This window comes from Vreelandella glaciei (genome assembly GCF_013415125.1).
GTDB classification, from domain to species: Bacteria; Pseudomonadota; Gammaproteobacteria; order Pseudomonadales; family Halomonadaceae; genus Vreelandella; species Vreelandella glaciei.
The window spans coordinates 1-9999 of the sequence record NZ_JACCDE010000059.1; the positions used below are offsets into that span (position 1 = coordinate 1).

Sequence of the window (9999 nt, forward strand, 5' to 3'; positions counted from 1 at the left end):
ATCGAAATGTTTTACAACCCAAAGCGCCGACACGGTACAAGTGATAACTTGTCACCGGTTGAGTATGAAAGGCGTTACTTTAAGAGCCTAACGGGTGTCTAGAATATCCGGGGCGATTCAGGGTAAGAAAAAGGTGCAGGGCCAGTGGCGGTTATACTGCCTGGTGCATAATATTGAGAAGTTAGCGAATTATGATCAGTTGCAGGCGTGAACGGGGGCAACTGCCCGAGCAGTACGACTTCGTGAGTCCGTTAAAGGTTAGTTATTAGCGGTGGCACGGTAAATCAGTGTCGAAGTAACCGTATGACGAAAACCGGCCAATATTATGGTCGGGAAAATAAAGTAAGGCAGCAGGCGGAAGAAGTGGCTCGAAAATGGGTTTTTCTACAGCCTCATTAGAGGGCTTTACTCACCAACTGGAAATAATCAAATGAATACAGCAGTTAAGACGTCCAAGGGCAAGGGGATGGTACTCATATGGTTCGCCTGCTGGCTGGCTTTGTCGGGTTGCACAGTCAAGCTAATTGCGGATTACGACCCCAAGACCGACGAGGCAATCACTCAACTCCAACGAAAGTTCGAAACATTCTTTGTAAATCTCGAATCCCAGATAGGCACTGAAGAGGCCAGTTACGACAATCATCTCGAATTCTATAAAGAAGTAAAGGTCGACGTCAGCGCTATAAAGTTAAGAGCCAGTGCCATTCCCAAGAATGAGATCACGTTACAGCAAGTTTCTCTTTTGGAGGAAAACATTGGGTTGCTTGAAGAGGTCCATAAAGAGGGGGTCGCAGATGTAGAAGTGGTGAAAGTTCCAAGAGATGACTTCAATACAGCTCTATCGAACATTCTAAAGCTTGAACTAGCCAAGCGTCGCGGAGAAGAGGAATAGTTATGTCAATTGATGTTGGTGAGCTTTTGGAAAAAATGCTGGATGCCGCAAAAGCGGTATTAGAAGAAGATTGGCCGGAGATCAAAGAGCATGCTGAAACTGAGCTAAAAGGAATAGCTGAAGGGATTGCGTTGGTTGAACGATTACGGCTACAAGGCAAGATTAGTCAAAAACAAGCTAAATCGTTAATTAAAATGAAAAGAAATACTGCGCAAATCGTTCTGCTTACTCTAGAGGGCTTAGGTGTTCTTGCAGTTGAAAAGGCTATCAATGCGGCCATCAAAGCAATCAAAGACACCGTTAATGGCACTTTAGATTTCGCCCTTTTGTGATCGCCCCCATGCAAGGCGTTAAGCGGTAACTAGTCCATGGCACATATCACGAAAGAACAAGTTGTCGCAGCATGCTATATGGGAAGGAGAGTTTTTGCTGGCGAGCTTGAAATCAAAGTAGCGGCCGAAACTCTTCATAACTCCTATGGGATCAATCTAGCCAGTGCTCATGATTTTATAAATGATTATAGGCACTTGATGAATGGCAATGTCTTTCATCGAGCCATGAGCGCTGGGGCTATGCGCCATTTCATGTCAAGCATTCTCGATACACATGGAATAGATGCGATTTCGAACGCGGTAAAAGCCCTGCGTGCCCATATCGACTACTGGGAAGGTCACTGCAAGACCAATGCCATAAAGATGCGCAAGGTTGCTGACGAATTTCAACAAGTCTGCGAGAGTCAATCGACAGAAGACGGGTATAGGTGGGCGTTCGAGAGGGGCGTTGAGAAGTCGCTAAGCGATTCTCAAGCGAAGCGACCGTTTATATCAAAGAGGCCTTCCGGCATCAAGGAATAGCAACCGAACTGATCGCTCGTGCTCCGCGCATTACCTGATCAAGCACAGGCTCGACTAATCGTTTTCCCATCTCAAGCGATGTACTTATAGCGAAGAAATCTCACGCCAGATCTCGCATAATCATACCCGACCTCAGTAACGGCTCACATAAATGTCCAGGCCAATATCCTCGTGATCTTATTTCCCTGCTTCATCTCTATTTCCCGTACGTCAACGGCACCGAGCTTACGAATCAGCTTCTTTGCAGGCTTAACATTGTCGGTTTTTGAAACCAGGCTGCTAAACCAGCGGCATTGAGTTGCATACTCCTGGCTTTCTCTTATTAGCTTTTTAAGAAACAGCTGTTCGCCGCCCTTGCACCAAAGCTCTGCACCAAGCCCGCCAAAGTTCAGCGTGGGGGTTTTGGTTGTTGCTTTTTGGTCACCGCGACTACGCGCAAGGTTATTGCGTTTACGCTGGCTACCTTTAAGTGCTTCATCGAGCGAGGCATGGAAGGGTGGGTTGCATACGCTGACGTCAAAAAACTCCCCCGCTTGAATGATCCCTTCAAAAATATGGTTTTTATCGTGCTGCGTGCGTAGCGTGAAGCGATCTTTGAGCGTGGGGTTATTGGCGATAATCGTGGCGACGTTCTCAAGCGATTGAGGGTTAATGTCACTACCCACGCACTGCCAGCCGTAAATTTGGCAGGCCAGTAGTGGGTAGATGCCATTGGCTCCCGTCCCTATATCGAGCAGCTTGATGCTGGGCTGTTCATGTCCAAGCTCAAACTCCAATAAATCCGCCATGTGATGGATATAGTCGGCTCTGCCTGGGATGGGGGGGCAAAGCGCGCCCTCTGGAATATCCCAATCGACGATGTTGTAGTATCGGTTTAATAACGCGGCGTTGAGCGTTTTTACTGCCAGTGGGTCTGCGAAATCGATGGAAAGTTCGCCATAAGCGTTCGGCTTCACATAGGGGGCTAGTGGTGGGTGGCTCTTTACGAGCACTGGGAAGTCATAGCCTTGGTTGTGTAGATTCTTCGGGTGCAGGCCTTTACGAACAGGCTTGGCTGGGCTTTTTTCACTTCCATGGCGGTTGTTCACAGTAATAGGTCCGAGGCTTGGCGTTCAATTGTCGAGAGGGTATGGCTTAGTCCGTGATTATAATCTTCATGGTTGTGTTGAGCATACTCGGTAGTTGAATGGACGCCCATTCTCCCGGGGATGTATATGTTAGCCCCGATGCCCCTCGTCATTAATTGCGGCGGTGTTGTCGATTTTGATCAGAGGCGAGCGACTACTCCATGCAAAACGCATTATTCCGGTGCTGCACGCCGGAGCAAGGCTGAATTTACGCGAGGAAGTCCGTCATGAGCCAGATTGAATCACCGAGAGTTGTATCCCAAAAGGAGTGGTTTCGGGCACGCAAAGCCCATCTAAAGAACGAGAAGGCGCTCACGCGTATGCGCGACCTGGTCGTCCGTGAAAGGCGTGAGTTGCCATGGGTCAAGATGGAGAAGGAGTACGTCTTCGATACGCTGGAGAAGCCGCACAGGTGTGCGCGTCTATCCTCGAAGCAATACTGCCCACCCTGTACAAAGTACGCCTGGTCCGTTTTGTGCTGTTCAACGAAGTGGCGCGGCACACCCTTTATCAAGCCCTGGCTCAACGCTTAACCATCGACGCAGTAGGCTAGCTGCCACGCCCATTCTTTAATACGGAGGATCAATATTGAGCTATCTTGGTGAATGTTGTTGAGAAATCTCTTGGCTATTTTGGCTTTTGACGGCTAAGCACTATCTAACTGGGATGCAGCGGGAGGAGACAAGCATGGGGTTCACCACTCAGCTTCATGGGGCCTGTCTTTGCGGGATTGTCAGCGTTACTGTTACCACCAAAAGCAACCATGTCGGCGTTTGTCACTGCTCGATGTGTAGAAAGTGGGGTGGTGGCCCGTTGTTTGCGTTTGAGTTTGCTGGTGATGTGGACTTTAAAGGCTCCGAGCATATATCCACCTTCAGTTCCTCTGAGTGGGCTGAGCGTGGTTTCTGCCAGAAATGTGGCACCCACCTTTTCTATCGCTTAAAACAGGATGGGCATTACGCGCTTCCCGTTGGGCTTCTTGATGGCGCGGGTGATTGGAAAATAACCGAGCAAATATTTATCGTTCAAAAGCCGCGTTACTATTCACTAGCAGAAAAAACCAAGCAGTTGACCGGCGAAGAAGTGTTCGCCCAGTTTGGTGAATAGGAAGGCAGTTTAGGAGCCGGCGGAACGACGTCCGGTGGCACCTCAGCTAACCCCCGGCACCGCTTCGCGCTGCTCCCGCGGGGCGCTTCGCTTACCACGCGCTACGAAAACCCTTCTATCCAGCTTCGTGCACAAACTGTCGCGTGTGGCAATGAGAAAGCGAGATCTACGAGCGCTACACATAAGGCTTATTTTATAGGACTCTCACCCCGCGTATTTTCCAGCTCCTCAATCATCATTCGTGCCGCATTCGAGAGCGTTCGGTTGGTATGCACCAAGTACCCCAGCGGGCGGTAAATAGGTGGGGTGTCTACTTTTAGCTCTACCAGTTCGCTGTCGATCATCTTTTCCGGTAGCAGGCTCCAACCTAACCCCACGCTGCACATCATCTTTAGCGTTTCTAAATAGTTGGTTGCCATGCTCACTGGCAGTTCCAGGCCCGCTTGGCTAAAACGCTGCGCGATAAGGGATCCTGTAAAGGTCTTTGCCCCCGGCATCACGCAGTTGTATTCGCATAGATCGGTCAGTGACAGAACGCGTTGAGAGACCTGGTGGGTAAGAGGGTGATCGATAGCGCAGGCAAAACAGAGCCGGTCGCGCCACAGCTCTACCACCTGCAGTTGCTCATGAGGATGGGGCGCTAGCGTTACCACGGCCATTTCCAGGGTGCCGTCCAGCACTCCCTGGTAAGCCTGTTCGGAATCCAGAAAGTGCAGGTCTAGCGTAACCTCCGGGTGGCGCTGGGTGTACTGCTTTAATAGCGGCGGTAGGCGGTGCAGGCCAATATGGTGACTGGTGGCCAGGGTCAGCTTGCCGCCTACTTGGCCAGAAAGGTTGGCCAACGCGCGGCGGCTATCTTCTACACTAAACAGTATCCGCCGCGCTTGGGGTAGCAGCACGCTACCGGCTTCGGTTAACGCAATACGCCGACCAATACGATCAAACAGCCGTGTACCCACCTGAGACTCTAGCGTGGCAATGCGTTTGCTTACCGCAGGCTGGGTTAGGTGCAGCTGTTCAGCCGCCCGTGAGAAACTTTGCGTATCTGCCACGGCCAAAAAGGCTTGTAAGCTTTGGGTATCCACGGGCTGCTCCCTAATTAGCTATTCCAGTTTGGAATCTAAACTATGAATAACATGAATTGCTTTTATGCGCGAGTCGCGTGACACTGACTCCACAAGCAATTTAAGCAGCCCATAGAGGCGGCTATACCGAACTAGCAGGGCACTGCCCAGGAGAGTCACATGTCAGGCCAAACCCTTTACGACAAGCTTTGGAATCAACACTTGGTGAAGCAGCGCGATGACGGCACTGCGTTGATCTACATCGACCGCCAGTTGCTTCATGAAGTGACCTCGCCCCAGGCGTTTGAAGGGCTGCGTTTAGCCAACCGCAAGCCGTGGCGTTTGGATGCCAATTTAGCTACGCCTGACCATAACGTGCCAACGACCATTAAAGAGCGGGCCGAGGGCAACAGCGGGATTAAAGACCCGGTGTCACTGATTCAGGTGCAAACCCTGGACGACAACTGCCTTGAGTACGGCATCGAAGAGTTTAAAATCAACGACCCGCGCCAGGGGATCGTGCACGTGGTTGGCCCCGAGCAGGGCGCAACCCTGCCGGGCATGACCGTGGTTTGTGGCGACTCTCACACTGCCACCCACGGCGCTTTTGGTGCCTTGGCCCACGGTATCGGCACTTCTGAAGTCGAGCACGTGATGGCGACCCAGTGCTTGCTGGCGCAAAAAATGAAGAATATGCAGGTGCGCGTGGAGGGCGAATTAGGCCTGGGCGTGACTGCCAAAGACGTAGTGCTGGCGATTATCGGCAAAATTGGCACCGCAGGCGGCACTGGCTACGCTATTGAGTTTGCCGGAAGTGCCATTGCCTCGCTCTCTATGGAAGGCCGCATGACTGTGTGCAATATGGCCATTGAAGCGGGCGCACGGGTCGGTCTGATCGCCGTAGACGACACCACTATCGATTATCTTGGTAAGCGCCCTTTTGCGCCGACCGCTGAACAGTGGGAAGCCGCAGTAGCCGACTGGCGCAATCTGGTCTCTGATGACGATGCGCAGTTCGATAAAGTGGTTACTTTGCAAGCTGAAGAAATCGAGCCACAGGTCAGCTGGGGTACCAGCCCGGAAATGGTCACCGGCATTTCTGGCCAAGTGCCCGACCCGTTAGCCGCGCTGGATGAAACCGTACAGCGCAGCCATACGCGAGCGCTTGAGTATATGGGCCTTCAGCCCAACCAGAAAATTACCGACATTAAGCTGGATAAGATTTTTATCGGCTCCTGCACCAACTCGCGTATTGAAGACTTGCGTGAAGCCGCCAAGGTGGCCAAGGGCAAAAAAGTCGCTGACTCTATCAAACTGGCTATGGTGGTGCCGGGCTCTGGCTTGGTGAAGCGCCAGGCAGAAGCGGAAGGGTTGGATAAAATCTTTATTGAAGCGGGTTTTGAGTGGCGTGAGCCAGGCTGCTCCATGTGTTTGGCCATGAACGCGGATAAGTTGGGTGCCGGTGAACACTGCGCTTCGACCTCTAACCGTAACTTTGAAGGGCGGCAGGGCTACGGTGGCCGCACCCACTTGGTCAGCCCCGCTATGGCAGCGGCAGCGGCAATCGCCGGTCACTTTGTCGATGTCCGCAGCTTGCCCGCTAACGACGCCACTCACGCTCAGGAGGCTTAAGCCATGAAAAAATTTGAACGTTTTGAAGGTGTGGTTGCGCCCCTTGATCGCGCCAACGTCGATACCGATCTGATTATCCCGAAGCAGTTTTTGAAATCAATCAAGCGCACCGGCTTTGGCGTTAATCTGTTTGATGAATTGCGTTATTTGGATGAAGGCCAGCCGGGGCAGGATTGCTCGCAGCGCCCGCTCAATCCTGATTTTGTCTTGAACCAGCCGCGCTTCAAAGGTTCTGAAGTGCTGCTGGCGCGGCGTAACTTTGGTTGCGGTAGCTCCCGCGAACACGCACCTTGGGCGCTGGAAGATTTTGGCTTTAAGGTAGTTATTGCACCTAGCTTTGCCGATATCTTCTACAACAACTCGTTCAAGAACGGCATTTTGCTGATTACCTTCCCAGAAGATGTGGTCGACCGCCTGTTTGCCGAGGTGGATGCTAACGAAGGCTACCAGTTGGATGTGGACTTGGAGAACCAGCGGGTCATTACTCCCAGCGGTGAGATTTTAGAGTTTGAAGTGGATGAGTTCCGCAAACACTGCCTGCTGGAAGGGCTGGACGATATTGGCCTGACGCTAAAAGACGAAGACGCCATTCGGGCTTTTGAGCAGAAGCACAAAGCCGCGCGTCCCTGGTTGTTCCGGCAGTCTGCCTAAACGCTTTCCAGTTTTCACAGTAAGTTTGATAGCGCGTTGCAATCCCATTGCAACGCGCGAAGCGGCCAAAGTCGCTCGATAACACGTTAAGGATTCAGCATGACGCATAAGGTATTACTGCTGCCGGGTGACGGTATTGGCCCCGAGATTGCTGCTCAGGCGGCACGTTTATTGAAGGCGTGCCAGCAAGCAGGCTTGGACATTGAAGTCGAAGAAGGCCTGGTGGGCGGCTCTGCCTATGATGTGCACGGTGAGCCGCTGCCCGCGGAGACCCTTGAAAAAGCCAAAGCCGCCAGCGCTATTCTGTTGGGCGCTGTGGGTGGTCCCAAGTGGGACAAAATTGAAGATCTCTCCAAACGTCCTGAAAAGGGCCTGCTGGGTCTACGCAAAAACCTAGGGCTGTTCGGCAACCTTCGCCCGGCCATGCTCTACCCGCAGTTGGCCAGCGCTTCTAGCCTGAAGCCTGAGCTAGTGGCCGGCCTGGATATCATGATCGTCCGCGAGCTTACCGGCGGGATCTACTTCGGCCAGCCCCGTGGCATTGAAGTGCGCAACGGTGAGCGAGTGGGCTTTAATACCTATATCTATTCTGAAAGCGAGATTGAGCGTATTGGCCGCGTGGCATTTGAAATGGCCCAAAAGCGCGGTAAAAAACTCTGCTCGGTGGATAAAGCCAACGTCCTGGAAGTCACCATCTTGTGGCGTGAAGTGATGGAGCGTTTAGCACCGGAATACCCGGACGTTGAGCTTTCCCATATGTACGTCGATAACGCCGCTATGCAGTTAGTGCGCGCACCCAAGCAGTTTGATGTGGTCGTCACCGGCAATATGTTTGGCGATATTCTTTCCGATGCTGCCGCGATGCTGACTGGCTCCATCGGCATGTTGCCTTCCGCGTCGCTAAACGAAAGCGGGCAGGGTATGTACGAGCCTTGCCACGGCAGCGCGCCGGATATCGCTGGTCAAAACGTGGCTAACCCGCTGGCCATGATGCTGTCTGTGGCCATGATGCTGCGCTATTCGCTGAATGAAAATGCTCTGGCGGAGCGTATTGAAGCCGCCGTTGGCAGCGTGCTGGATGATGGGCTGCGTACCGCTGACATCGCATCTACAGGTATGCAAACCATCGGCACCGATGCTATGGGCGATGCCGTTCTTGCTGCGTTTGCAAAGCAATAGAAACAGCTGATCTGCAGTTTTAAAATCACCGTAAAGAAGTGTGTATAATGTGAGTACTCATTCTTTGCAGGAGGACTTCATATGTTGAAAGTCGGTTTCGTGGGATGGCGCGGCATGGTGGGCTCTGTACTCATGCAGCGAATGCTGGAAGATGGTGATTTTAACGGCATTGAGCCGGTCTTCTTCACTACTTCTCAGGTTGGCCAGCCCGGCCCCGACATCGGTGTCGACGTACCTCCGCTGAAAGATGCCTTTGATATCGAAGCGCTCAAAGCGTTGGATGTCATCGTGACCTGCCAGGGCGGTGACTACACCAAGCCGGTCTATAAAGATCTACGTAACGCAGGCTGGAAAGGCTACTGGGTTGATGCCGCCAGCACCCTGCGCATGGAAGATGAAGCGACAATCGTGCTGGATCCGGTTAACCGCAAGGTTATCGATGACCAGCTATCCAAGGGCGCCAAAACATTTGTTGGCGGGAACTGTACTGTAAGCCTGATGTTGATGGGCTTGGGCGGTTTGTTTGAAGCCGATATGGTTGAATGGATGACCTCCATGACCTATCAGGCGGCTTCTGGCTCAGGCGCTAAGCACATGCGCGAGCTGCTCAACCAAATGGGGCAGTTACACGACAGTGTTGGTGAAGAGCTGAAGGACACCTCCAGTGCGATTCTGGATATCGATCGCAAGGTAACCGCTGCAATGCGCGGTGGCGATTTCCCGATCGATAACTTCGCCGCACCATTGGCAGGTAGCCTGCTACCGTGGATCGATAGCAAGCTGGAAAGCGGTCAGAGTCGTGAAGAGTGGAAGGCCAGTGTTGAGACCAATAAAATTCTGGGCCTCGGCAACAATCCGATCCCCATTGATGGCCTGTGTGTACGAATCGGTGCTATGCGCTCGCACAGCCAGGCATTCACCATCAAGCTGAAGCACGATGTGCCGCTGGATGAGATCGAAGATCGCATTGCTAAGCACAACGAATGGGTCAAGCTGATCCCGAACGATAAGGATGCGACCATTGCTGGCCTAACACCTGCCGTTGCCACTGGTACGCTACAGGTGCCAGTTGGCCGCCTGCGTAAGCTGCAAATGGGTGGTGAATACCTCTCCGCATTCAGCGTCGGTGACCAACTGCTGTGGGGCGCCGCGGAGCCCCTTAAGCGGATGCTGAAGATCCTGCGCGAACAGTAATTATTCGCTGTTATACGCTAGTCGAAAACGGGAAGCTGTTTGCAGCTTCCCGTTTTTTTTACGCTGCTAATAATCACGGTAGTGGGAAATACGGCTTTATTTCGTTAAGTTATGATAAAAAAGACGTAATACAATAAGCTTGCATCAATAGTTAAAAAGTAAGTAAGCGATCAGGGAACGGCGGTCTCAAGTTCCAAGCGCAACGCTATTGAAGGGTGCTCGGGCCAGCGACCGATTTCTTGAGCACCTCGGCGTAAACTTCCAGCGGCGTGCGCCAGTCCAGTGTCTTGCGCGGCCGC

Annotated in this window: 11 protein-coding genes and 1 pseudogene; 10 read left to right on the forward strand and 2 right to left on the reverse strand. The window is 52.3% G+C overall.

What is annotated here, in order from left to right; genetic code table 11:
* The first annotated feature begins 430 nt into the window (after positions 1-430).
* The 3 genes from HZS80_RS22665 to HZS80_RS22675 are packed head-to-tail and all read left to right on the forward strand — an operon-like array spanning position 431 to position 1746.
* Positions 431-892, forward strand: a complete 462-nt coding sequence (locus tag HZS80_RS22665) for a hypothetical protein (RefSeq protein ID WP_179917401.1) — start codon at positions 431-433, stop codon at positions 890-892.
* A gap of 2 nt (positions 893-894) precedes the next feature.
* Positions 895-1224 carry a hypothetical protein gene (locus HZS80_RS22670; protein WP_179917402.1) on the forward strand — a complete coding sequence of 110 codons (330 nt, stop codon included), beginning with the start codon at positions 895-897 and terminating at the stop codon, positions 1222-1224.
* A 36-nt stretch (positions 1225-1260) separates the two neighbouring features.
* On the forward strand, positions 1261-1746 hold the full coding sequence (locus HZS80_RS22675; protein ID WP_179917403.1) for a hypothetical protein: 486 nt from the start codon (positions 1261-1263) through the stop codon (positions 1744-1746).
* A 143-nt stretch (positions 1747-1889) separates the two neighbouring features.
* On the opposite strand, the gene rlmF is transcribed toward HZS80_RS22675, so the two are convergent.
* A complete protein-coding gene (gene rlmF / locus HZS80_RS22680) occupies positions 1890-2834 on the reverse strand; it encodes a 23S rRNA (adenine(1618)-N(6))-methyltransferase RlmF (RefSeq protein ID WP_179917404.1) in 945 nt (314 codons plus the stop codon).
* A gap of 266 nt (positions 2835-3100) precedes the next feature.
* Between rlmF and HZS80_RS24210 the strand changes: the two are divergent.
* From HZS80_RS24210 to HZS80_RS22690, 3 genes and pseudogenes are all read left to right on the forward strand, one after another.
* Positions 3101-3214, forward strand: a pseudogene (locus HZS80_RS24210) (DUF899 family protein); the annotation flags it as partial.
* 17 nt (positions 3215-3231) lie between these two features.
* On the forward strand, positions 3232-3426 hold the full coding sequence (locus HZS80_RS23735; protein ID WP_235272543.1) for a hypothetical protein: 195 nt from the start codon (positions 3232-3234) through the stop codon (positions 3424-3426).
* A 134-nt stretch (positions 3427-3560) separates the two neighbouring features.
* Positions 3561-3980 carry a GFA family protein gene (locus tag HZS80_RS22690; protein WP_179917406.1) on the forward strand — a complete coding sequence of 140 codons (420 nt, stop codon included), beginning with the start codon at positions 3561-3563 and terminating at the stop codon, positions 3978-3980.
* A gap of 188 nt (positions 3981-4168) precedes the next feature.
* Here the strand turns inward: HZS80_RS22690 and HZS80_RS22695 are convergent, their stop codons facing one another.
* Positions 4169-5065 (reverse strand): LysR family transcriptional regulator, encoded by an 897-nt coding sequence (locus tag HZS80_RS22695; protein ID WP_035557376.1) that lies wholly within the window; start codon positions 5063-5065, stop codon positions 4169-4171.
* Between the two features lie 159 nt (positions 5066-5224).
* Between HZS80_RS22695 and leuC the strand changes: the two genes are divergently transcribed.
* From leuC to asd, 4 genes are all read left to right on the forward strand, one after another.
* Entirely contained in the window at positions 5225-6676 is a 1452-nt protein-coding gene (gene leuC / locus HZS80_RS22700) for a 3-isopropylmalate dehydratase large subunit (RefSeq protein WP_035557379.1), read from the forward strand.
* 3 nt (positions 6677-6679) lie between these two features.
* Entirely contained in the window at positions 6680-7327 is a 648-nt protein-coding gene (gene leuD, locus HZS80_RS22705) for a 3-isopropylmalate dehydratase small subunit (RefSeq protein ID WP_144813554.1), read from the forward strand.
* A gap of 99 nt (positions 7328-7426) precedes the next feature.
* Positions 7427-8506: a 3-isopropylmalate dehydrogenase gene (gene leuB, locus HZS80_RS22710; protein WP_179917407.1), complete on the forward strand. Its 1080-nt coding sequence runs from the start codon at positions 7427-7429 to the stop codon at positions 8504-8506.
* Between the two features lie 81 nt (positions 8507-8587).
* Positions 8588-9700 carry an aspartate-semialdehyde dehydrogenase gene (asd, locus tag HZS80_RS22715; protein ID WP_035557387.1) on the forward strand — a complete coding sequence of 371 codons (1113 nt, stop codon included), beginning with the start codon at positions 8588-8590 and terminating at the stop codon, positions 9698-9700.
* Positions 9701-9999: the final 299 nt, after the last annotated feature.

Bases quoted from the DNA above. Each gene is read 5' to 3' on its own strand.
- HZS80_RS22665 (WP_179917401.1), top strand. From the start codon at position 431: ATGAATACAGCAGTTAAGACGTCCAAGGGCAAGGGGATGGTACTCATA.
- HZS80_RS22670 (WP_179917402.1), top strand. From the start codon at position 895: ATGTCAATTGATGTTGGTGAGCTTTTGGAAAAAATGCTGGATGCCGCA.
- HZS80_RS22675 (WP_179917403.1), top strand. From the start codon at position 1,261: ATGGCACATATCACGAAAGAACAAGTTGTCGCAGCATGCTATATGGGA.
- HZS80_RS23735 (WP_235272543.1), top strand. From the start codon at position 3,232: ATGGGTCAAGATGGAGAAGGAGTACGTCTTCGATACGCTGGAGAAGCC.
- HZS80_RS22690 (WP_179917406.1), top strand. From the start codon at position 3,561: ATGGGGTTCACCACTCAGCTTCATGGGGCCTGTCTTTGCGGGATTGTC.
- leuC (WP_035557379.1), top strand. From the start codon at position 5,225: ATGTCAGGCCAAACCCTTTACGACAAGCTTTGGAATCAACACTTGGTG.
- leuD (WP_144813554.1), top strand. From the start codon at position 6,680: ATGAAAAAATTTGAACGTTTTGAAGGTGTGGTTGCGCCCCTTGATCGC.
- leuB (WP_179917407.1), top strand. From the start codon at position 7,427: ATGACGCATAAGGTATTACTGCTGCCGGGTGACGGTATTGGCCCCGAG.
- asd (WP_035557387.1), top strand. From the start codon at position 8,588: ATGTTGAAAGTCGGTTTCGTGGGATGGCGCGGCATGGTGGGCTCTGTA.